The following is a 22795-nucleotide window of genomic DNA, read 5'->3' as shown; positions in this document are numbered from 1 at the left end:
GTGCTCGCAATCCAGTCGCTGCCCCGTCATGAACCCCTGCGTGCCGTTGGATCCGCCCGGCACGACCGTCCGAGGAATCGCCGTGTCAGGCAATGCGACAGAGATGGAATCCCCTTTTGACCACGTGACGCTCGCCGTCGACGGCAAGCCGGGCGACGCCAGGTCGCTGTCGCTGCCGGTCGAACGCGGCACCCTGGGAAACCCCTGCATCGACATCGCCAGGCTGCCGAAGGAAACCGGTTGCTTCACCTACGATCCGGGCTTCACGGCAACCGCGGCCTGCAAGTCGGCGATCACGTACATCGATGGCGACGCGGGCGTCCTGCTCTATCGCGGCTATCCGATCGAACAGCTGGCCAAGCAGTCCAGCTTCCTTGAGGTCGCCTACCTGCTCATGCACGGCGAACTGCCTTCGGGCGACGCGTTCCACGCGTTCGAGAACGAAGTCACGCACCACACGATGATGCACGAGGCGTTCCGTACGTTCCTCTACGGCTTCCGCCACGATGCGCATCCGATGGCGATGCTGGTGGGCATGCTCGGTTCGATGGCGAGCTTCTACCACAACACCCTGGATCTCGAGGATCCCGAGCAACGTCGACTGGCCGCGGTGCGGTTGATCGCCAAGGTGCCGACGATCGCCGCCGGATGCTATCGCTATTCCATCGGATGGCCGTTGCGTTATCCGAAGAACAACCTCGAGTACGTCGACCGCTTCCTGCACATGATGTTCGAGGTTCCCAGCGAACCGCTGGCGATGAAGCCGGTCGCCGCGCGCGCACTGGACCTGCTCTTCATCCTGCACGCCGACCACGAGCAGAACGCATCGACGTCGACCGTGCGCCTGGTCGGTTCCACCGGTTCCAATCCGTACGCATGCGTCGCTGCCGGCGTCGCCGCGCTGTGGGGTCCCGCGCACGGCGGTGCCAACGAGGCCGTGTTGAAAATGCTGGCCGACATCGGCAAGCCGGGCAACGTCCAGTCGGCCATCGACCGCGCCAAGGACAAGGAGTCCGGCTTCCGCCTGATGGGATTCGGCCATCGCGTGTACAAGAACTTCGATCCGCGCGCCAAGATCATCCGCGAGATGACGCACCAGGTGCTCGGCGAGCTCGGCGTCAACGATCCCCTGCTCGAGGTCGCGCTCACGCTCGAGGAGGCTGCGCTGAAGGATGATTACTTCATCCAGCGCAAGCTGTATCCGAATGTCGATTTCTACTCGGGCATCATCTACAAGGCGCTCGGCATACCGACGGAGATGTTCACCGTCATGTTCGCCATTGCACGCACGGCCGGATGGATGGCGCATTGGCTCGAGCAACAGATGGACCCGGAGGCCCGCATTGGCCGGCCACGGCAGATCTATACCGGGTATGGGGAGCGGGGCTACGTCGGGATCGGTGACCGCTGAGCGGCCCGCGCCGTTATTGCCCGGCCCCATGGCTGGCGATGTCCTCGTCGGCGAGCAGCTGCCGCAATTGAACGAGGGATGCGCGGCGCACGGGTCTGTCGTCCACCTCGGATAGCGGCGCCTGGCGCAACGCAGGCATCGGCAGGACGGTCAGCTCGAAGGGTATTCCCTCGGCGTCAAACGACCATGCCGGCACCTCTTCCGTGCGCTGTCGATCCAGGCGCACGCGTCGGCCCTGCAGTTGCGCGGGGATGCGTTGCTCAACCAGGAAACGGCTGATCTCCTCGGCATCGTCGGCATGCACGTGCAGGGCGACGGCGGAATGCCCGTCGGCATACCCCTCGAGTACCGGGCCCACGAGGCGCGGGTGGAATTCCTTGAAAAATTCCAGCGCCTGCAACGCGGCTTCGCGCCGGTGCCTGAGATCCCTTGCCTGCGAATCGCCCAGGAACAGGCGCTGGTACTCGCGCAGGGCATCCTCGATTTCGCGGTTGCCGGGCAGGGAGGCGTCATCGGCGATTCCAAGCCGGACAGCTGCCTTGCGCTTGGCCTGCTGGTAGTCCCGGATGCCGCCTTCGGCCATCAATCGTGCCGCTTCATGGGCTAGACGACGGCGACGCTCCCGGATCCGGGATTCGGCATGCTGGCGGGCGCGGTGCATGGCAGCCTCCCGGATCGAACCGCTTGCGAATGTACCGCAGGCAATCGCCGGCGCTGCGTGACCAGCGATCCCTACAAGCATCGATTCAGAAAATGTCGAAGGATTCCTCGTCCTGGTCCTGCTGCTGCGGACCGTAATCGGACGCATTCTGCATGCGCTCAAGGTCTTCGGCCTTGACGTACTCGGTGATGCCACCGCCAGCCTCCGTGGGCAGCAACTGGCCACCGGCGCCCACGGCGACCTTGACCATGCCATCGGGCGGATCGTTGCTCGCGATTGGCTGGTCCTTCAGCGCCACGCGCATGTACTGGATCCAGATCGGCAAGGCTGCCTTGCCGCCATATTCGCGGTAACCCAGCGAACGGAAGTCATCCCGACCCACCCAGACCGTGGTCACGTAAGGGCCGCCGAAGCCGGAGAACCAGGCATCGCGGTGGTCATTGGTGGAGCCGGTCTTGCCGGCGACGTCCTCGCGACCCAGTACCTTCGCCGCCGTGCCCGTTCCGCGCTGGACGACATCGCGCATCATCGATACCAGCTGGTAGGCCACGCGGGCGTCGATGGCCCGCGGTGCCAGGACGGTGTCGGCGGGCAGCGATACCGATGCCTTGGCTGGAGCCGATGCCGTGCCCGTGCCAGCAGCGACTTGCTTGTCGCTGGCCGGTGCGGGTGCCGGCGCAGGGCCGGAACTCAGGTCGAAGCCGCCGACGACGCTGGATGTCGGGACGACGGCACCATTGACGACCTGCACACCGCACGAAGGGCAGGCAGTGGCTGGCTTTTCCTTGAAGATCAGCTTGCCGTTGCGATCGCGCACCTCGTCGATGAACCACGGGGTGACACGGAACCCGCCGTTGGGAAAGGCGCAGTAACCGCGCGCCACCATCATCGGCGGCAATGAGGCCGTGCCCAGCGACATCGACAGGTTTGGCGGCAGCAGTGTTTCGTCGATGCCGAAGTGGCTGATGTACCGCCGTGCGTAATCCACGCCGATCGCGTCCAGCAGCCGCACGGACACCAGGTTGCGGGATTGCACCAGCGCCTCGCGCAGGCGCATGGGGCCGGCGAAGTCGCCGGTATCGTTTTGCGGCCGCCAGATATGTCCGCGACGATCCTTGAACACCACGGGCGCATCCAGCACGATCGAGGCCGGGTTGAAACCACGTTCGAAGGCTGCCGCATACAGGAATGGCTTGAAGCTCGAGCCTGGCTGGCGGCGCGCCTGGGTGGCGCGGTTGAACTTGTTGCCGGCGTAACTGAAGCCGCCGACGAGCGCCCGGATTGCGCCGTTATCCGGCTGCAGCGACACAAGCGCCGATTGCGCATGGGGTATCTGGTCCAGCGTGAAACGCATCGCGGGTGCAGTGGTCGGCGCCGCGGTGTCGGTCCCGTCCTTGCCCGGATCGGCCAGCACTCGGCGGACACGGACCAGGTCGCCGCGCTTGACCAGTGCGGACGGCGCGCGACCGGTCCAGCGACTGCTGGCGGCGTCCAGCGTCAGCGTGCTCCCGTCGGCCAGCACGACATCGGCAGTGCCCGCGCCGCTGCGCAGCACCACGGCGGGAATGCGATCGCCCTGGATCGCGATGTTGCGCAACCGCGCGCTCGCGGTTGCCGCGTCTTCGTCCGCGGCCAGGTCGAAATGCTGCTCGACTTCCCGCCAGCCATGGCGATGGTCGTACTCGGTCAGTCCATCGCGGACCGCCTGGGTTGCCGCTGCTTCCAGCGCGGGATCGATGGTGGTGGTGACGTGGTAACCGAGGGTCAGCACGTCACCGCCGAAGCGCGCGAGCATCTCCTGGCGGACCATTTCGGCAACGTACGGCGCGCTGACCTCGATCGGACGCTCGTGCGGCGCGGCGTGCATCGGCACCGACTGCGAAGCGAGCTGTTCGGCGCTGCTGATGAAGCCGAGTTCGCGCATGCGTTGCAGCACGTAGTCGCGGCGGATCCGCGCGCGCTCCGGATTGGAGATCGGATTGCCGCTCGAGGGGAATTTCGGGATCGATGCCAGGGTCGCCATCTCGTCCAGGTCGAGCTGGGGCAGCGTTTTGCCGAAGTAGTACTCGGACGCCGCACCGATGCCATAGGCCCGGTTGCCGAAGAAACTCTTGTTGAGGTAGAGCTGGAAGATCTCGTCCTTCGACAGCTCGCGTTCCATCTTCATCGCCAGCAACATCTCGGCCAGCTTGCGCGTGTAGCTGTACTCGGAACTCAGGAAGAACTGGCGGGCCACCTGCTGGGTGATCGTCGAGCCGCCGGCAACGCGCTTGTCATGTGTCGTGGCCAGCAGCCAGATCGCGCGCGCCACGCCCTTGTAATCCACGCCATGGTGTTCGTAGAAGCGGTTGTCCTCGATCGCGATGAAGGCCTGCTTCATGCGCAGGGGCACCTTGGCGATGTCGACGGGATAGCGCCGGGTTTCCCCGAACAGCGCCATCAACCGGCCGTCGCGGGCGTGGACGTACATCGGCTCCTGCAGCTCGACATGCCGTAACGAATCGACATCCGGCAGCTTGGAGGAGATCAGGAAATACAGCGTGCCCATTGCGAGCAGGCCGAGTATTGAAAGGCCGGCGAAGGCGAGCAGCCCCCAGCGAAGCAGGCGGTGAAGACGGGGCATCAGGTGGAAATCCCGGAAATGGCGTGCGAGGGCGTGTTGCAGGTCTACAGGCCCCGGAGTATAGAGGAGCCGTGACCGGCGGCTGGCGCGGAGTCTTTCCAAACGGAGACACCGTTGCCAGTTTCAACCGGGCGCGATGAGGCATGGGGACCCGGGGGGATTGCCATGGCGTGAAAAGTCCGTTATTTAATGCAACGGGGCACGTTGTGCGCGTAAGCGCCCGTGACATAAGGGGAGAAAACGTGGGACTGATCACAAAAAGCCAGCCGCCCTTGGTGGGCGTCGACATCAGTTCGACTGCTGTCAAGCTCCTCCAGTTGTCGCGAACGGGCAACCGTTACCGGGTGGAGCACTACGCCGTCGAGCCGCTTCCGCCCAACGCAGTGGTCGAGAAGAACATCGTCGAGGTCGAGGCGGTCGGGGAAGCCATCCGGCGTGCGATGGCCCGATCAGGCAGCAAGGCGCGCCATGCCGCGGCTGCCGTGGCCGGATCGGCCGTCATCACCAAGCTCATCCCGATGCCGGCGGATCTCGACGAGGAGGAGATGGAGTCGCAGATCGAGCTGGAGGCGGTCAACTACATCCCTTATCCGATCGAAGAGGTCAACCTGGACTTCGAGGTCCTCGGGGCCATGCCCGGCAATTCCGAAATGGTGCAGGTCCTGCTGGCGGCCTCGCGATCCGAGAACGTGGAAACACGCACCTCGGCGCTCGAGCTCGGCGGATTGACCGCGCGGGTGATGGACGTCGAGGCCTTTGCGATCGAAAACGCATTTGCCCTTCTCGCCGATTCGCTGAACGTGCCGCGCGACGGCGTGGTCGCCATGGTCGACGTCGGCGCCACGATGACGACACTGAACATCCTGCGCAACGGACGCGGCCTGTATAGCCGGGAACAGGTGTTCGGCGGCAAGCAGCTGACCGATGAAGTCATGCGCCGGTACGGCTTGAGCTACGAGGAAGCCGGCCTTGCCAAGCGCCAGGGCGGACTTCCCGAAAGCTACGAGATCGAGGTGCTGGAACCGTTCAAGGAAGCCCTGGTCCAGCAGATCAGCCGGCTGCTGCAGTTCTTCTACGCCGGCAGCGAATTCAACCGCGTCGACCAGGTCGTGCTTGCCGGCGGATGCGCGTCGATTCCAGGCGTCGCAGCGATGGTCGAGGAGCAACTGGGCGTCCCCACGGTAGTGGCGAACCCGCTTGCGCAAATGACACTGGGTCCGCGCGTCCAGGCACATGCGCTGGCACAGGACGCTCCTGCGCTGATGATTGCCTGCGGACTGGCACTGAGGAGTTTCGACTGATGGCACGGATCAATCTGCTGCCGTGGCGCGTCGAACGGCGCAAGCTGCGCAAGAAGGAATTCCTCACCATGCTCGGCCTGTCGGCCATTGCCGGCGTCGTGCTGTGGTTCCTGCTCAACATGTACTACAACAACCAGATCAGCGGCGAGAACGCGCGCAACGATTACCTGCACACCCAGATCAGCCAGGTCGACTCGCAGATCAAGGAGATCGACGAGCTCGACAAGAAGAAGGCCAAGCTGCTTGCGCGCAAGCAGGTCATCGAACAACTGCAGGCCAACCGCTCGCAGATGGTGCACCTGTTCGATTCGCTGGTTCGCACCATTCCCGACGGCGTGATCCTGACATCGATCAAGCAGGAGGGCGACAAGCTGACGCTTGAGGGCCGTTCGCAGTCCAATGCCCGGGTCAGCACGTACATGCGCAACCTCGAAGGCTCCGGCTGGATGAACAAGCCAGACCTGTCGATCATCGAAGCCACGGCTGGCGATCCGGCCTTGCCGTATGCCTTCACGTTGAGCGTGATGCTGGTCAATCCGAATGCGCCCAAGGACTCCAATGGCGACGGCGTGCCTGACGCCCCGGGCGTGACTCCCGCCGCTCCGGCGCCCGCGGCCGGCGCGACTGTTCCTGCCACGACGCCGGCACCCGCGCAATCGGCAGCCCCGGCCACAACGCCGGCCACTCCGGCGCCGGCGGCGCCCGCCAGCGGAGGATCTGCGTCGTGAAAAAGAAAATGGCGCTGAAGGACCTCAATTTCAACAACACCGGCAGCTGGCCGCGGGAATACAAACTCGGTTTCGGCGTCATCGTCGGGCTGCTGATCTTCGGCCTGCTTTGGTGGCTGTTCGTGCGCGGCAAGGCGGACGAACTGCACGGACTGGAAAGCCAGGAGACCGACCTCAGGGCTGAATTCGAAACCAAGCAGGGTCGTGCCGCCAACCTGGAGCCGCTGAAACTGCAGCTCGCCCAGATGGAGCAACAGCTGCAGCAGATGCTGCGTCAGCTGCCAAGCAAGACCGAAATGCCCGACCTGATCGTGGATGTCTCGCAGACGGCGCTGGCCACCGGCATCTCCAACGAGCTGTTCCAGCCCGGCCCGGAGACTCCAAAGGAGTTCTACGCCGAGAAGCCGATCTCCCTGCGGATGGTCGGCACGTACCACCAGTTTGGTGCCTTCGTCAGCGGCGTCGCTTCCTTGCCGCGCGTGGTCATCCTGACGATGCATGACATCTCGCTGAAGCCAAAGAATCCGGACAAGGGCGGGATCCGCACCAACACGCCGCTGGAGCTGGCCGGCACCGTCAAGACCTACCGGTACCTGGATGCGGAAGAAGCGGCGGCGCAGGAAAAAGCATCGACAGGGTCCGACAAGGCAGGGCAGTGACATGACCAAGCGAACATCCATGGCCATTCGCCCCGCATGGCATGTCCTCATGCTGCTGATGCTGGTGGCGTTATCGGCCGCGTGCAGCCGCGGCGTGACCAGCACGCCGGGAGATGCCCCCAACCTCGAGAAATGGGTTGCCGAGGTCAAGAACAGGCCGGCACCGCCGCTTGATCCCTTGCCGGTCATGCAGCAGTTCGAGACGTTTGAATATGCCGCGCAGAATCTGCGCGACCCCTTCAGCAATGCCTTCAGCGACCAGAGTGGTGGCAGTGGTCCGCGCCCCGATCCCAATCGCCCCAAGCAGACGCTGGAGCAGTTCCCGCTCGACAGCCTGAACATGGTCGGCACGATCGGCAAAGGCCCGGGACTGGTCGCACTGGTGATGGCACCCGACAAGGTGACCTATCGCGTGCGGCCCGGGCTCTACGTGGGACAAAACGATGGCCGCGTCACTGCGGTTTTTGAGGACCGGATCGAACTTGTCGAACTGGTGCCCGATGGCGCAGGCGGCTGGCTGGAACGCCCGGCAACCGTTGCTCTTGCAGAACAATGATGGGGATTAGGACGATGACCGTATTCAAAGCCAAAAGCTCGCGGCCTTCCCGGCGCCCGATCCCACGAGCTGCCACCTGTTTCGGGTTGGCAGCCGGCCTGATGGCCGCCGTGTGCGGCGTTGCCTCCGCGCAGGCGCCGACCTATGGCCCGGCTGGCCATGTCTCCGCCGCGGCGGCCCCTGCATACAGCCTCGACCCCGCCAAGCAACGGCCCGGGGTCATCAGTGTTTCCAACATCGATTTCAAGCGCGGAGACGGCGGCGCTGGACGGTTGACCGTGCATTTCAGCGGCGAAGGCGCGACTCCGGACTTGCACAACCAGGGTTCCACGGTGCTGGTGGATGTCGGCAACGCACAACTGCCGGCCGCGCTGCAAAAGCCGATCGACGTTGTCGATTTCGCCACCCCGGTGCAGCGTATCGATGCCAATGCAAGCGGCACCGGTACCCAGCTGGTGCTCAGCACGAGCGGTCCGTTCGAGTCGAGGGCCTACCAGTCCGGTCGCGACTACGTCGTGGAAATCCTGCCACGCGCAGCAGTGGCCAGCACCGGCCCCAGCGCGATGGGTGCCACCGGCAGTGTGGGTGCGACCAGCTCGACCAGCACCACCCGTGCCTACAGCGGCAAGCCCGTCACCTTCAACTTCCAGGACGTACCGGTTCGCACGGTCCTGCAGCTGATTGCCGAAGAGTCCAACCTCAACATCGTTGCGTCGGACACCGTGCAGGGCAACGTCACGCTGCGCCTGATCAACGTGCCGTGGGACCAGGCCTTGGACATCGTGTTGCAGGCCAAGGGCCTGGACAAGCGTCGCAGCGGCACTGTCGTCTGGATCGCCCCGCAGGCCGAAATCGCAAAATACGAGCAGGACAGGGAAGACGCCCGGATCGCGATCGAGAATCGCGCCGAGATGGTCACCGAGTACGTCCCGATCAGTTACGGCAACGCCGAGGACATCGCCAAGCTGCTGACGGACGAAGCCAAGGGCAGCACTGGCGGCGGGGCTGGCGGAGGCGCCCAGCAGAGCCGCGGCTTCCTCTCCTCGCGGGGCAGCATCAGCTTCGATCGCCGCACCAATACCTTGCTGGTGATTGATATTCCCCAGCGCGTGACCGCCATCAAGGACCTGGTGAGGATGTTGGACAAGCCGGTCGATCAGGTCGTGATCGAAGCGCGCATCGTCATCGCGAACGAGTCCTTCGCACGCGAACTCGGCGCGAAGTTCGGCATCAGCGGCAGCAACAACAATGCATTCTTCAACAGCACTGTCGCCAACAACATCGCGACCCAGAACTCCTACGCCAGCGCCGCCAACGCGAACAGCACGACGCCTCCGCCCAGTCCCCGCGTCATGCCGCAGCTGACGCGTGGCCTGAACGTCAACCTGCCGTCCACGCTCGCCGGTGCCGGCTCACTGGCGCTGTCGATCCTCAATGCCGGCTACGCGCTGGACATGGAACTGTCGGCGCTGCAGCAGGACGGGCGGGGTGAAGTGATTTCCAACCCGCGCATCGTCACCAGCAACCAGAAGGAAGCCGTCATCCGCCAGGGTCAGGAAGTCGGTTACCTGACCACGACTGGTGGCATCAGCGGCTCGGTGCCGCAGGTCCAATTCAAGGAAGCCCTGCTCGAATTGAAGGTCACCCCGACCATCACTGCCGATGGACGCGTGTTCCTCAACATGAATGTCACCAAGGACGAGATCTCCGGCTACATCGACACCGGCGCCGGCCAGGTTCCGACGATCGCCAAGCGCGAGGTCAATACGGCGGTGCTGATGGAAGATGGCCAGACCGTCGTGATCGGTGGCGTGTACGAGTTCAAGAGCCAGCAGGACATTTCCAAGGTGCCGTTCCTGGGTGACCTGCCGATCATCGGCAATCTGTTCAAGAGGAACTCGCGTTCCAAGAGCAAGGCCGAACTGCTGGTGTTCGTGACCCCCAAGGTACTGCGCGTCGCCCAGCGCTAAACGCCACCGTCACCGCGTGAGGAAGGGGCCTTCGGGCCCCTTCTTCGTTTTCGCGTGAAGCCGGCAAGGGTGAACCAACCCGGACGTCATGGGTCAAACTGCCCCCAGACGCTACTAGCCGGAGCAAGAAGGTCCATGGATAGCCTCACCAGTGACGCGCCCCGCGTACATGATGCGTTCCGGGCGCTCAGTGACAGCCTGTCGGCCGAGATCGTCGGCCAGTCCGGCTTGGTCGAGCGCCTGCTGATCGCCCTCCTCGCTGATGGCCATCTGCTGGTCGAAGGTGCGCCAGGCCTGGCCAAGACGACGGCGATCCGGGCGCTTGCGGCCCGCCTGGAAGCACCGTTCGCCCGGGTCCAGTTCACACCCGACCTGCTGCCTGCGGATCTCACCGGCACCGAAGTGTGGCGCCCGCAGGACGGGCGTTTCGAGTTCCTGCCCGGTCCGATCTTCCATCCGGTGCTGCTCGCCGACGAGATCAACCGCGCGCCAGCCAAGGTGCAATCGGCGCTGCTCGAGGCGATGGGGGAGCGCCAGGTCACCGTCGGCCGACATACCTATCCGCTGCCACCGCTGTTCCTGGTGATGGCGACGCAGAACCCGATCGAACAGGAAGGCACCTTCCCGCTGCCGGAGGCGCAGCTGGATCGCTTCCTGATGTACATCCGCATCGGCTATCCGGAAGCCGCGGCCGAGGCGGAGATACTGCGCCTTGCGCGCAACCGCGCGCGCGCGGACATGCAGTCGACGGCCGTGCCGCCATCGCGGATGCCCCTGGCGGACGTTTTCACCGCGCGTGCCGCCGTGCTCGACCTGCACATGGCGCCGCAACTGGAGCGATACCTGATCGAACTGGTGCTGGCCACGCGCGACCCCGCACGCTACGACCCCGCACTCGCACGTCGCATTGCCTGGGGCGCGAGTCCTCGCGGATCAATCGCGCTGGAGCGCTGCGCGCGCGCGCGCGCCTGGCTGCAGGGTCGCGACTTCGTCACGCCGGAGGACATCCGCGCGATCGCCCCCGACGTGCTGCGCCATCGCGTCCTTCCCAGTTATGAAGCCACTGCCGAAGGCTGGGACGGTGAGCGGCTGGTCGCTGAATTGTTGGGCAAAGTGCCGCTGCCGTGATGGCAACGCGTGCGTGCGGAGAATTCGTTGCCAAGTGCGGCCCAGCGGCTGCGCGCAGCGCCATGGCATGTGACATGCGCGCGGGAGGCATCGCATGACCGACGGCGTCGTCCCGACCCTGGCGGAATTGATCGCGTTGCGCGCTTCGGCGCAAGCCCGGCGCACACCGCTGCGGGGACGCCATGGCGTCAGCGGCCACGCGCTGTCGCCCCACCGCGGGCGAGGGATGGAGTACGCGGAGTCGCGGGAATATTCCATTGGCGACGATGCACGCCACATCGACTGGCGGCTGACGGCACGCAGCGGAAAACCGCATACCAAGCTCTTCCAGGCCGAGCGCGAACGCCTGACCCTCATCGTTGCCGATACCGCGCCGGCGCTGTACTTCGGCACGCGCGTACGCTTCAAGTCGGTGCAGGCCGCGCGCGCCGGCGCCATCGCCGCGTGGGCTGCAATCCGCGATGGCGATCGCGTCGCCGCGCTGCGCGGCAGCAACAGCGAGGCGCCGGTTCCTCCCGCTGCGGGGCCGCGTGGGGCCTTGCGCGTGCTCGACGCGCTGGTCCGCTGGTATTCGCGCCCGCCTGCCGACGATGCCGGGTTGACCGTCGCGCTGGACCACGCACGCCGACTGTTGCGACCGGGTTCCAGGCTGATCGTGCTGGCCGATGCAGCGAGCGTCGCCGCGGTGCCGACGCAGCGATGGCCGGCGCTGTCGATGCACAACGAAGTGATCGTCCTGCTGCTCACCGATCCGCTTGAGCACGATCCGCCATTGGCCGCATTGCCGTTCCGGGTGCAGCAGCACCGACTGGACCTGGACCTGTCGACGGCCGGACAGCGACAGCGCTGGCGGCAGGAATTCGTCGTCCCGGTTGAATCGGCATTGGCGCAATTGCCCGTTCGCGGCGTACGCGTGCAGCAGTTGTCCACCGATGCGGCCAGCGATGCATGGCTGCCACTGCTGGCCAGGGTCCGCGCCGCATGATGCAGGCCGGCGGACTCGTGCTGCGCGACATCCATCAACCGCCGCCGCCATCGTGGTGGCCACCGGCGCCGGGGTGGTGGCTGCTGGTGGCCGCAATCGTGCTGGTGGCTGGTGTCGTGCTGTGGCGCGGATGGCGCAGCCGCCAGCGCATGCGTGCGCTGGCGTCGCTGTTCGACGCCGCACTGGCGCGCGTGGACACGCCTGCCGAAAAGGTCGCCGCCATGTCCGAGCTGCTGCGCCGCGCCGCGCATCTTCGCGATCCTGGCGCCGACAAGCTGCTGGGCGACGACTGGCTGCGATTCCTTGATGCCGGGCTGAAGGTTCCGGTCTTTGCCGCTGGCGCGGGAGCGATCCTGCGCGACGGTGGTTACCGGCGCGACGTCTCGTTGCATGAGGTCGAGGCCTTGCAGGCGGTTTCACGGATGCGGTTCCTCGAATGGATGGCGATGCGGTGAACGCGCTGTTGTCGGCCCTTTCGCTGGATGGATTCGCATGGCCATGGCTGCTGCTGGCCCTGCCGTTGCCTTGGCTCGCCCATCGCCTGTTGCCAGCTGTGCGTGATGCGTCGCCCGCATTGCGGGTTCCCTATGGCGAGCGGCTTGAGCCGATCGCAGCCGCGGGTGGTGTCGCGCGCGGAGGCGGCATCGGCGTACTGGCATGGCTGGCATGGGCATTGCTGTGCGTTGCGGCGGCGCGTCCGCAGCAATTGGGCGACATCGTGCAGCCACCACAGGCCGGGCGCGACCTGATGCTCGCCGTCGATCTGTCGGGAAGCATGAGCGAGGACGACATGGTGCTGGGCGGCCAGCCGGTCGATCGACTCACCGCCGCCAAGGCGGTGCTGGCCGACTTCCTGGACCGTCGCGCCGGCGATCGCGTCGGACTGCTGGTGTTCGGCGATCGCGCCTACACGTTGACACCGATGACGATGGATCTCGCATCGGTGCGCGATCAACTGGGCGACAGCGTCGCCGGGCTCGCCGGCCAGGCAACCGCCATCGGAGATGCCATCGGCCTGGCGGTCAAGCGCCTGAAATCGCAACCGGCTTCGCAGCGCGTGTTGATCCTGCTGACCGATGGCGTCAGCAACGCCGGCATGCTCGATCCGATCAAGGCAGCGCAGCTGGCGCATGACGAAGGCGTCCGCATCCATACCATCGGATTCGGTGGCGAAGGCGATTCGTTGTCGGTGTTCGGCATTCCGCTGCACGTTCCCGGCGGCGACGACACCGACATGGCGACGTTGCAGCGCATCGCGGCCATCACCGGCGGCAAGTCGTTCCGTGCGCGCGATACCGAGGAGCTTGCGGGGATCTATTCCGAGATCGACCGCCTGGAGCCGGTGAAGCGCCCGGGGCAAAGCGTCCGGCCACGAATCGAACGGTATGCATGGCCGCTGGCAGCTGCGCTGCTGTGCGGCTTGCTTGCCGTCGCGTGGCCACGGCGGGTGCGGTCGTGAGTGCGTTGCTGTCCAGCGCGACATCCTTGCACTGGCTGCGCCCGCAGTGGCTGTGGGCGCTGGCTGCGTTGCCCGTGCTGGTGCTGTGGTGGCGCATGCGATGGCGACAGCGCAACGCCTGGCGCGACATCGTCGATCCGCACCTGCTCAGCCACCTGCTGGACGGCAACGTGCAGGCACGTGCGATGGGTGGGCTCTGGCTTGGCGTGCTGGCGGCTGCGCTGGCGATCTGCGCGCTGGCCGGGCCATCCTGGCGGCGTGCCCCGCAGCCCCAGTGGCAGAACCGGGCTCCGCTGGTGATCGCGCTGGACCTGTCGACGGCAAGCCTGGCGAATGATCTTCCGCCGTCGCGCCTGCTGCAGGCGCGCGCCAGGATCGCAACCCTGCTGCAGTCACGTGCCGGCGGGCAGGTCGGGCTGGTTGCCTTCGCCGACGATGCATTCACCGTTGCGCCATTGACGGACGACACGGCCAATGTCGCGCTCTTCCTGGATGCGCTCTCGCCCGATGTCATGCCGGTCGACGGCAGCCGTGCGGACCGCGCGATCGCCTGGTCGGGGACATTGCTGCGGCAGGCGGGCTTCGCGCATGGCGACATCGTATTGCTGACCGACCATGCCGACGGCGCCGCCCGCGACGCAGCCGCGGCAGCCTCCCGCGATGGCTACCGCGTGTCGGTGCTTGGAATGGGGACGTCGGCTGGCGCCGCCTATCGCGACGCCGATGGTCGCATCGACCATGCCGAGCTCGATGCGACGTCGCTGCATCGACTGGCGTCGGCCGGCGGTGGCGCCTATGCGGCGATGACGCCGGGAAATGACGACCTGGCCGCGCTTGGCATCCTCGATCCCTCGCGTGCCGGCGCCATGGCGGCGCAGGGCGGGAAGACCCTGGTCTGGCTGGACCAGGGCTATTGGTTGCTGCCACCGCTGATGCTGCTTGCGCTGCTGGCATTCCGCCGTGGCCGCGGGCTGGCGGCCGTGCTGCTGCTGTGCATGGCATTGCCGTGGCAGCCGGCGCAGGCGAGTGCGCGCGATTGGTGGCTGCGCCCGGACCAGCAGGCGCATGCGCGCATCGAGCAGGGTGCGCAGGCCTATCGCAAGGGTGACTACGCCACCGCGCAGGCGCTATGGCGCGGCATCAGTAATGGGGACGCCGCCTACAACCGCGGCAATGCACTGGCGCGGCAAGGCGACTACGACCAGGCCGTCGCCGCGTACGACGAGGCCTTGCGCCTGCAGCCGGACATGGCCGATGCAATCGCGAACCGGCGCGCCGTCGACGCAGCGCGCAAGCGCAAGCCGCCTTCCGGACACAAGCCGGGTCAGTCATCGGGACAGGGCAAATCACGGCAGGGCGGCCAACAGCAGGGCGGGCAACAACAAAACGGCCAGCAGCAGGGCGGGCAGCAACAGGGCGGGCAGCAACAGCAGCAGGGCGGCCAGCAGCAAGGCTCGCAGCAGGCGCCGCAACCGGCAGGACAGCAGCAGAACGGCCAGCAGGCGCAGCCACCAGGCGCTGCAACTGCGGCCGATGCCGCGTCCCAACGCCAGGCCGACGCGGCCCAGCGCGCGCGCATGCAGCAGGCATTGGCGAAGGCGAAAACAGGCGCGGATGGCAAGCGCGATGGGCAGCAGCCACGGCGCGTGGAAACCCGCGCAGAGCGCGAACGGCGACTGGCCAACGACGCCTGGCTGCAACGGGTTCCCGATGATCCGGGTGGATTGTTGCGGGCGAAATTCAGGCTCGAATACGAGCGCCGACAGGAGGAAGGCAGGTGATGTCACGCATGGTCGCCCGCACGCTGCTGTTGCTGGCATTGTCGATGCAGCTTGCCGTGGCGTCGGCGGAGACGCGCGCGTGGCTCGATCGCGATCGCATCGCGCTGGGCGAAACCACGACGCTGAACATCGAGACCGACCAGGCGATGGCGTCGTCGCCTGACTATTCGGCGTTGATGGGCGACTTCCAGGTCAGCGGAAACACCAGCAGCCGCCAGTTCGAGATGGTCAACGGCGTGGTGCGTTCGCGTGTCGTGTTTGCCGTTGCGCTGCAGCCACGTCGCGAAGGCCTGATCGCGATCGCGCATGTGCCGGTCGGCAACGAACGCATCCAGCCCTTGACGCTGACCGTCACCGCATCGACGGCGACACCGGCGCGCGCGGGCGATCCGGTGTTCATCGAAAGCGAGGCCGATGCGCAGGAGCCCTACGTGCAGCAGGCGGTCGGATTCACCGTGCGCCTGTTCTACGCCGGCCCGATTTCCGGACAGCTCGATCAAGCGGAGCCCGACGGCGCCACGCTGCAGCGCATCGGCGAGGACGCGCAATACACGCGTCAGGTCGGCAACCAGACCTACAACGTTCTGGAGCGCCATTTCCTGCTGATCCCCGAACGCAGCGGCACGCTGACCATCCCCGCCGCGCATTTCCGCGGGACGGGCGCCGAAGGATTCTTCGACGACCTGATCGGCAATGGCGGCCGACCCCTGCGCGCCGACAGCGCCCCGCGTTTCCTGCGCGTGCTGCAGGCGCCCGCGGATGCCCCGCAGCCCTGGTTGCCGCTGCGTGCATTGACATTGCGCTACCTGGAGGCGCCGCAACACGCACGCGCCGGCGAGGCAGTCACGGTCACCGTTGAAGCCACTGTCGACGGCGCCACCAGCGCGCAGCTGCCGCCGCTGCAGATGTCGGCGGACAACGGTGCGCAGGTCTTCGCCGAGCCTGCGCAGAGCGACGAGACGTTTTCCGAAGGCCGTCCGAAGGTGCGCATGGTGCGCCGCTTTTCGGTTGTGCCTTCGAGCGTCGGGACGCTGCACATCCGCGGACCGGGCGTCGCATGGTGGGACGTGCGTGCCGGCCTGCGGCGTACCGCATCGCTGCCGGACATCACCGTGTCGGTGGCGCCGGGAGCCAATGGCTCCGGCGTTGCCTCGCCGCCGGCGGTCGACGCAGGCGCCAGCCGCAACGCCGCGCCGAACGCCGGCATCCGTCTTCCTGGCGTGCAGGGCGCCGTGCAGCCATGGGCGCTGGCCACAGTCCTGTTCGCGACTGGCTGGTTGCTGACCCTGGCATGGGGATTGCATCGTCGCCAGGCACCGGTTGGCGCCGCGAAACATCAACCCGCCACGCAGACCGGGCAGTCAAGCGCATCGCTGGCCGACTTGAAGCGGGCGCTCGACCACGAGGATCTCGGCCGTGTCAGCGATGTGCTGTGCGCCTTGCACACACCACCCGCGGTGGACCTGGACGCAGTGCGCGCCGAACTGGATGCACCTGCGCAGATTGCCGCGGTCGATGCGCTGCAGCGTGCGCGCTGGGGCGATGGTGATGGCGTCGCGGCACGGGCCGCCCTGCGCGATGCCTTCAAGCGCGGACCGCGCTGGCGTGGCGCGGCCAAGCCCGTAACGAAGGAGCCGCTGCCGCCGCTGTATCCGACGGGATGACGGCAGGCGCGTTCGCGCGCTAGGTCGCCTGTGCCAGCCGCGGAAGTTCGCAGCGCAACAGCAGGTGTTCGTTCTCGGACAACGCCGACAGGGTGCCGCCATGCGCTTCGGCGATTCCACGGGCGACCAGCAGGCGCAGGCCCAATCCCTCGTCGTAGGGCTCGGCCTGTGGTTGCTCGAGCAGCAGGGCCAGCTGCTCGGGACTGGGCGACGAACCGGCGTCGCGGACATCGATCCGCACGCGATCGCCCTCGCAGCGCAACGCCACGGTCGCTGCGGACTTGCCGCGCGCGCTGGCATATTCGATCAGCGTCCGCAGCAACTGGGTCATGCGCACGGGATCGCATTCGACCATCGCAGTCCCGGACTCGTCATCGACGATGGCTGCGTTGGCCACGGCGCTGCCTCCGCGGGCGTAGTCGACCAGCAGCGCCGGTTCGCAGGGTTCCAGCGTGCCGAGCAGGCGGTTGTGCTCCATGCGCGTCCAGTCCGCGAGCTCGTCGATCATGCGCGTGAGCTGCTGCGTCTGGCGCTCGATCACACCGAATAATTCCTGTTGGCGGTCGCCTTGCACCTGGCCGCTGCGCAGCAGGAACGCCGCGGTCTGCAGCGGCGTCAACGGCCCGCGCAGGTCGTGCGCAAGGCGATCGAGCCAGCGGATGGAGGAGTCGTTCAAGCCACGGAGTCCGCGGCTGCACCCGGGAGCAATGCGCAGATCGACAGGATGGCCGCCAGCTCCGGCGGCTTGACCAGGTGGTGATCGAAGCCCGCCTCGCTGCTGCGGCGGCGGTCTTCGGGCTGCCCCCAGCCGGTGACGGCGACGAGGAGTACGTCGTGGCCGATCGACTGCGAGCGCAGGGCGCGCGCGACATCGTAGCCACTGCGTCCGGGCATGCCGACATCTAGGAACAGCACGTCGGGCTGGAAGGCGTCGAAGCTCGCCTCGAACTCCAGCGGGTCGTACAGGCACTGCACGTCCAGGCCAAGCAACTCGAGCATCATCGCCAGGGTGTCGGCTGCGTCGTGGTTGTCGTCGACCACCAGCGCACGGTACCTGCGCCCATCGGGACGTACCGGCATCCGCGACCACTGCGCCGGCGCTGGCGGCGGTGGCGTGTCCGCGGCACTGTCGGCGCGTGCCGACACATCGCTGGGCAGCTGCACGACGAACTCGCTTCCCATGCCCAGTCCTTCGCTGCGGACGCTGACCTGTCCCCCGTGCATTTCGGTGAGCCGGCGCACCAGCGTGAGGCCGATGCCCAGTCCGCCACGGGCGCGCTCGATCGCGGTGTCGGCCTGGGTGAACAGCTCGAAGATCTTCAGTGCCTGTTCGTCGCTCAAGCCGATGCCGGCATCCCGTACGCTGACGCGGATCCCGTCGGCATCGGCATCGGCGCGCAGGTCGATCCTGCCGCCGGCGTCGGAATACTTGGCGGCGTTGTTGAGCAGGTTGGCGAACACCTGCGACAGACGCATGCTGTCGGCATGCAGGTGCACCGGCGTTTGCGGCATCCGCACCTGCAGTTGGTGTCCGCCCTGCTGCACCAGCGGCATCGCGGTTTCCACCGCCGATTCCAGCACCTGTTGCAGGGTGGTCGTGCCCCTGCGCAATTCCAGCTTGCCGCGGGTGATGCGCGCGATGTCCAGCAGGTCGTCGATCAGGCGCACCAGCAGCGCCAGCTGCCGTTCCATCAGCTCCTGCAGCGGATCCTGCAGGTCGGGCTTGGCCAGCCGCCGCAGGTTGAGCGCGTTGAGCAGGGGAGCCAGCGGGTTACGCAATTCGTGCGCGAGCGTCGCCAGGAATTCGTCCTTGCGCTGGTCGGCCTCGAGCAGGCGCTGCTCGGCGCGGATGCGCTCGGCGACTTCATCGTGCAATTCGCGGTTGCGGGTTTCCAGTTCCTGGTTGGCCTGCTGCAGGGATGCATTGAGCTTGTCGAGCTCGCGGGACTTTTCCGCCTGCAAGGCGATGTTGGCCTGCTGCAGCTCCCGCCGCTTGCGGAACAATTCGGCCAGCACCACGACCTTGGTGCGCAGGATCTCCGGGATCACCGGCACCATCACGTAGTCGACGGCGCCGAGCTTGTAGCCGCGCAGGCGATCCATGTCGGTGACGTTGACCGCGGTGACGAAGATGATCGGCGTCTTCTCGAAGCGCGGATGCTGGTGGATCAGGCTGGCCGTCTCGAAGCCGTCCATGCCGGGCATGTTGACGTCCAGCAGGATCACCGCGTACTCGTCGTCCATGAGCCGCTTGAGCGCTTCCATGCCCGAAGTGGCTTCCACCAGGCGTTCGCCCAGTGGCTCCAGGATGGCGCGATACGTCATCAACCTCCCGGGCTGGTCGTCGACCAGCAGGATGTTGACGGGTTGCTCGGGAATCACCTGCGGCGATTCCAGCACCATGGGATTCAACGATGCAGCCATTGCCGCAGGACCCCGAGCAGCTGGTCGGTCACGACCGGTTTGGCGAGATAGTCCGATGCGCCCGCTTCCAGGCACTTCTCGCGATCGCCCTTCATTGCCTTGGCTGTCAGCGCAACGATCGGCAGGGCGCGCGAATCCGGATCGTTGCGGATCGCGCGCATCGTGTCGTATCCATCCATCCCCGGCATCATGATGTCCATCAGCACCAGGTCGATGTCGGCATCCTCGGCCACCTTCTCGATCGCTTCCTGGCCGGTGCCCGCGGTGATGACGCTCATGCCGTGGCGCTCGAGCACGCTCGACAGCGCAAAGATGTTGCGCACGTCATCGTCGACCACCAGCACGCGCTTGTCGCGCAGGGCCTCGTCGGACTCGTGCAGGCGCTGGACCATGCGGCGCTTGGCCGGCGGCAGTTCGGCGATGACCCGGTGCAGGAACAAGGCGGTTTCGTCGAGCAGCCGCTCGGGCGATTCGACGCCCTTGATGACGACCGACTTGGCGACCTTCTTCAGGCGGTCGCTCTCCGAGGCACTCAGGTCCTTGCCGGTGAACACCACGATCGGCAGGTCGCGCAGCGCCGGATTGTCCTGGATGCGATCGAGCAGTTCGAAGCCGCTCATGTCCGGAAGACGCAGGTCCAGCACCAGGCAGTCGTACTGGGTGGCGTCGGCCAGCGCGGCGATCGCATCGGCGCCGGAACCAACGGTCGAGATCTCCACGTCGTCGTGCCGGATCAGCTCCTCGATGCTCATGCGCTCGACGGCGTCGTCCTCGACCACGAGCAGGCGCTTGACGCGTGGCAAGGTGTAATCCTTGATGCGCTGCAATGCGGCGGAGATCGTCTCCGTGGTCGCCGGCTTGGCCAGGTAGGAGAAGGCGCCGCGCTCGATGCTGTGGTGCCGCTCCTCCTCGATCGTCACGATCTGGACCGGGATGTGCCGCGTCGATGAGTCCTGCTTCAGGCGTGCCAGCACGGTCCAGCCGAGCATGTCCGGCAGGAAGATATCCAGCGAGATCGCGCTGGGCTTGTATTCGCGCACCAGGCGCAATGCCTCGCTGCCACGGTTGGCGACGAGCACCTTGAAGCCGCGTGACCGCGCATGGTCGCGAAGCACCGTCGCGTAGCGCGGGTCGTCTTCCACCACGAGCAGCGAGGGTTCGCCCGGCAGCAGGTCGTCGCGGTCGTCGGCGATTTCCTCCGCGGGCTGCGGCTTGGGATCGGTGGCGGTGATGTGGGTCATGGGAGCATTGGCATGGACGTCGCGCTTGCTGTCGGCGCCCATGTAGTTCAGCGGCAGGTACAGGGTGAAGGTGCTGCCCTTTCCGGGTTCGCTGGACAGGCGCAGTTCGCCGCCGAGCAGGCCGGCGATCTCGCGGCTGATGGCCAGCCCCAGGCCGGTGCCGCCGTACTTGCGCGAGGTGCCGGCGTCGGCCTGCTGGAACGCCTCGAAGACGATCTTCTGCTTCTCCGCGGAAATGCCGATGCCGGTGTCGGTGACTTCGAACGCGACCACCGTCGGGGCCTCGTCGAGGATGGGATGGTTGAGCGTCCAGCCGCCCTTGGCCACGCGCGCCGACAGCCGCACGCTGCCCTGTTCGGTGAACTTCAGCGCGTTGGACAGCAGGTTCTTGAGGATCTGCTGCAGTCGCTTGGGGTCGGTGTTGAGCGCGCGGCCCAGCTCCGGCGCGAAGTCGACCGAGAAGTCCAGCCTGCGCCGCTCGGCATCGTGGCGGAAGCCCCGCTCGATGTTCTCGCGCAGGTGCGCGAAGGCGATCTCCTCGCTGTCGACGGTGACCGTGCCCGACTCGATCTTCGACAGGTCGAGGATGTCGCTGATCAGGTGCAGCAGGTCGGTGCCGGCCGCGTGGATGGTCTTGGCGAATTCGACCTGGCGCGGGCTGAGGTTGGTGTCCGGATTCTCGGCCAGCTGCTGGCCCAGGATCAGGATCGAGTTCAGCGGCGTGCGCAGCTCGTGCGACATGTTCGCGAGGAATTCGGATTTGTAGCGCGAGGTCAGCGCCAGCTCCGCGGCCTTGTCCTCGAGCGCGCGACGGGCGTGCTCGATCTGCTGGTTCTTGTGCTCGACCTCGGCCTTCTGTTCGGCGAGAAGCGCCGCCTTCAGCGCGATGTCCTCGTTGGTCTGCTGCAGTTCCTTCTGCTGCGACTGCAGTTCGCCGGCCAGCTGCTGCGACTGCACGAGCAGGTGCTCGGTGCGCATCGTCGCCTCGATCGTGTTGAGCACGATGCCGATGCTTCGCGACAGCTGTTCGAGGAACGTGCGCTCGGTCGGGGTGAATTCGGACAGCGAGGCCAGTTCGATCACGGCCTTGACCTGGTCCTCGAACAGCACCGGCAGCACGATCACGCTGCGCGGCACCGCGCGCAGCAGGCCCGATTCGATCTGCACCGTGCCCGAGGGAACGTCGTCGATGAGGATGACCCGGGCCTGCGCGGCGCACTGGCCGACCAGGCCTTCGCCGAAGCGCAGCGTGCGCGCGACGGGCGACTGGTCGGAATCGGCGTAGCCGGCGAGTTGCCGCAGGCGCAGGTCGGACAGATCGCCGCCGCCGGCTTCGACCACGTACATCAGTCCCTGCTGCGCATCGACCAGCGGCGCGAGCTCGGACAGCAGCATGTGGCCGAGCGTGATCAGGTCGCGATGCCCCTGCATCATGTCGCTGAACTTGGCCAGGTTGGATTTCAGCCAGTCCTGTTCGCGCGAGCTTTCGGTCGTCGCGCGCAGGTTGCCGATCATCGCGTTGATGTTGTTCTTGAGGTCGGCGACTTCGCCGCGCACGTCGACCTGGATCGATCGCGTCAGGTCGCCCTGCGTCACCGCCGTCGCCACTTCCGCGATCGCGCGCACCTGCGTGGTGAGGTTCGCGGCGAGCTGGTTGACGTTGGCGGTGAGGTCTTCCCAGATTCCGGCGGTGCCGGGGACGTTGGCCTGGCCACCGAGCCGGCCTTCGACGCCGACCTCGCGCGCCACCGTCGTCACCTGGTCGGCGAAGATGGCCAGCGTCTCGGTCATGCTGTTGATGGTGTCGGCGAGCTCGGCGATTTCGCCCTTCGCGTCCACCGTCAGTTTCTTCTGCATGTCGCCGTTGGCCACGGCGGTCACGACCTTGGCGATGCCGCGCACCTGCGTCGTGAGGTTGGACGCCATCGAGTTGACGTTGTCGGTGAGGTCCTTCCACGTGCCGGCGACGCCGGGCACCTGCGCCTGGCCGCCGAGCTTGCCTTCGGTACCGACTTCGCGCGCCACGCGCGTGACTTCCGCGGCGAATCCGTTGAGCTGGTCCACCATCGTGTTGAGGGTGTTCTTCAGCTGCAGGATCTCGCCCTTCGCATCGACTGCGATCTTGCGCGACAGGTCGCCCTTGGCCACCGATGTCGCGACCTCGGCGATGTTGCGCACCTGGGTCGTGAGGTTGGACGCCATCG

General features: G+C 66.4%; 17 protein-coding genes. 12 read left to right on the top strand and 5 right to left on the bottom strand.

The annotated features are described in order from the left end of the window. Window positions 1-103: 103 nt before the first annotated feature. Entirely contained in the window at window positions 104-1411 is a 1308-nt protein-coding gene (locus tag GST15_RS06695) for a citrate synthase (RefSeq protein ID WP_159016506.1), read from the top strand. A 13-nt stretch (window positions 1412-1424) separates the two neighbouring features. Here the strand turns inward: GST15_RS06695 and GST15_RS06690 are convergent, their stop codons facing one another. Then, window positions 1425-2072, bottom strand: coding sequence for a hypothetical protein (locus tag GST15_RS06690; protein ID WP_159016505.1), 648 nt, complete (start codon window positions 2070-2072; stop codon window positions 1425-1427). 85 nt (window positions 2073-2157) lie between these two features. Further along, entirely contained in the window at window positions 2158-4695 is a 2538-nt protein-coding gene (locus tag GST15_RS06685; protein WP_159016504.1) for a penicillin-binding protein 1A, read from the bottom strand. 242 nt (window positions 4696-4937) lie between these two features. On the opposite strand from GST15_RS06685, the gene GST15_RS06680 reads away from it, so the two are divergent. The 11 genes from GST15_RS06680 (at window position 4938) to GST15_RS06630 (ending at window position 16926) form a co-directional block, all read left to right on the top strand. Further along, window positions 4938-5996: a pilus assembly protein PilM gene (locus GST15_RS06680; protein ID WP_159016503.1), complete on the top strand. Its 1059-nt coding sequence runs from the start codon at window positions 4938-4940 to the stop codon at window positions 5994-5996. After that, window positions 5996-6724 carry a PilN domain-containing protein gene (locus tag GST15_RS06675; RefSeq protein WP_159016502.1) on the top strand — a complete coding sequence of 243 codons (729 nt, stop codon included), beginning with the start codon at window positions 5996-5998 and terminating at the stop codon, window positions 6722-6724. Before GST15_RS06680 ends, GST15_RS06675 begins: the two co-directional genes overlap by 1 nt. 8 nt (window positions 6725-6732) lie before the next feature. Then, window positions 6733-7383, top strand: a complete 651-nt coding sequence (locus tag GST15_RS06670; protein ID WP_159017075.1) for a type IV pilus inner membrane component PilO — start codon at window positions 6733-6735, stop codon at window positions 7381-7383. A gap of 49 nt (window positions 7384-7432) precedes the next feature. Beyond that, complete coding sequence (locus GST15_RS06665; protein WP_159017073.1) at window positions 7433-7939, top strand: pilus assembly protein PilP; 507 nt, start codon at window positions 7433-7435, stop codon at window positions 7937-7939. 14 nt (window positions 7940-7953) lie between these two features. Then, window positions 7954-9909: a type IV pilus secretin PilQ gene (locus GST15_RS06660; protein ID WP_159016501.1), complete on the top strand. Its 1956-nt coding sequence runs from the start codon at window positions 7954-7956 to the stop codon at window positions 9907-9909. Window positions 9910-10044: 135 nt separating this feature from the next. Beyond that, a complete protein-coding gene (locus GST15_RS06655) occupies window positions 10045-11037 on the top strand; it encodes an AAA family ATPase (RefSeq protein ID WP_159016500.1) in 993 nt (330 codons plus the stop codon). Window positions 11038-11131: 94 nt separating this feature from the next. After that, window positions 11132-12022: a DUF58 domain-containing protein gene (locus GST15_RS06650; RefSeq protein ID WP_159016499.1), complete on the top strand. Its 891-nt coding sequence runs from the start codon at window positions 11132-11134 to the stop codon at window positions 12020-12022. After that, a complete protein-coding gene (locus GST15_RS06645; protein ID WP_159017072.1) occupies window positions 12022-12477 on the top strand; it encodes a DUF4381 domain-containing protein in 456 nt (151 codons plus the stop codon). Before GST15_RS06650 ends, GST15_RS06645 begins: the two co-directional genes overlap by 1 nt. Further along, window positions 12474-13481, top strand: coding sequence for a vWA domain-containing protein (locus GST15_RS06640; RefSeq protein ID WP_233263089.1), 1008 nt, complete (start codon window positions 12474-12476; stop codon window positions 13479-13481). Before GST15_RS06645 ends, GST15_RS06640 begins: the two co-directional genes overlap by 4 nt. Continuing rightward, window positions 13478-15262 carry a VWA domain-containing protein gene (locus tag GST15_RS06635; RefSeq protein ID WP_159016497.1) on the top strand — a complete coding sequence of 595 codons (1785 nt, stop codon included), beginning with the start codon at window positions 13478-13480 and terminating at the stop codon, window positions 15260-15262. The genes GST15_RS06640 and GST15_RS06635 overlap by 4 nt, the downstream gene beginning before the upstream one ends. Beyond that, window positions 15262-16926, top strand: a complete 1665-nt coding sequence (locus GST15_RS06630) for a BatD family protein (protein WP_159016496.1) — start codon at window positions 15262-15264, stop codon at window positions 16924-16926. Before GST15_RS06635 ends, GST15_RS06630 begins: the two co-directional genes overlap by 1 nt. A 19-nt stretch (window positions 16927-16945) precedes the next feature. On the opposite strand, the gene GST15_RS06625 is transcribed toward GST15_RS06630, so the two are convergent. The 3 genes from GST15_RS06625 to GST15_RS06615 all read right to left on the bottom strand — a co-directional run. Beyond that, window positions 16946-17602, bottom strand: a complete 657-nt coding sequence (locus GST15_RS06625; protein ID WP_159016495.1) for a sensor histidine kinase — start codon at window positions 17600-17602, stop codon at window positions 16946-16948. Next, window positions 17599-19350 (bottom strand): response regulator, encoded by a 1752-nt coding sequence (locus tag GST15_RS06620; RefSeq protein ID WP_159016494.1) that lies wholly within the window; start codon window positions 19348-19350, stop codon window positions 17599-17601. Before GST15_RS06620 ends, GST15_RS06625 begins: the two co-directional genes overlap by 4 nt. Further along, window positions 19335-22795 (bottom strand): response regulator (locus GST15_RS06615; RefSeq protein ID WP_159016493.1); only part of this gene is annotated, 3461 nt, incomplete at its 5' end. The genes GST15_RS06620 and GST15_RS06615, both read right to left, overlap by 16 nt.

The organism is Cognatiluteimonas profundi (assembly GCF_009792795.1).
GTDB lineage: Bacteria > Pseudomonadota > Gammaproteobacteria > Xanthomonadales > Xanthomonadaceae > Cognatiluteimonas > Cognatiluteimonas profundi.
The sequence above is the reverse complement of the archived record's forward strand: the minus strand, read 5'-3'. Positions and strand labels throughout refer to the sequence as shown.

Coding starts and splice junctions, on each gene's coding strand:
- GST15_RS06695 (WP_159016506.1), top strand. CDS start 104: ATGGAATCCCCTTTTGACCACGTGACGCTCGCCGTCGACGGCAAGCCG.
- GST15_RS06690 (WP_159016505.1), bottom strand. CDS start 2,072: ATGCACCGCGCCCGCCAGCATGCCGAATCCCGGATCCGGGAGCGTCGC.
- GST15_RS06685 (WP_159016504.1), bottom strand. CDS start 4,695: ATGCCCCGTCTTCACCGCCTGCTTCGCTGGGGGCTGCTCGCCTTCGCC.
- GST15_RS06675 (WP_159016502.1), top strand. CDS start 5,996: ATGGCACGGATCAATCTGCTGCCGTGGCGCGTCGAACGGCGCAAGCTG.
- GST15_RS06670 (WP_159017075.1), top strand. CDS start 6,733: ATGGCGCTGAAGGACCTCAATTTCAACAACACCGGCAGCTGGCCGCGG.
- GST15_RS06665 (WP_159017073.1), top strand. CDS start 7,433: ATGCTGCTGATGCTGGTGGCGTTATCGGCCGCGTGCAGCCGCGGCGTG.
- GST15_RS06660 (WP_159016501.1), top strand. CDS start 7,954: ATGACCGTATTCAAAGCCAAAAGCTCGCGGCCTTCCCGGCGCCCGATC.
- GST15_RS06655 (WP_159016500.1), top strand. CDS start 10,045: ATGGATAGCCTCACCAGTGACGCGCCCCGCGTACATGATGCGTTCCGG.
- GST15_RS06650 (WP_159016499.1), top strand. CDS start 11,132: ATGACCGACGGCGTCGTCCCGACCCTGGCGGAATTGATCGCGTTGCGC.
- GST15_RS06645 (WP_159017072.1), top strand. CDS start 12,022: ATGCAGGCCGGCGGACTCGTGCTGCGCGACATCCATCAACCGCCGCCG.
- GST15_RS06630 (WP_159016496.1), top strand. CDS start 15,262: ATGTCACGCATGGTCGCCCGCACGCTGCTGTTGCTGGCATTGTCGATG.
- GST15_RS06620 (WP_159016494.1), bottom strand. CDS start 19,350: ATGGCTGCATCGTTGAATCCCATGGTGCTGGAATCGCCGCAGGTGATT.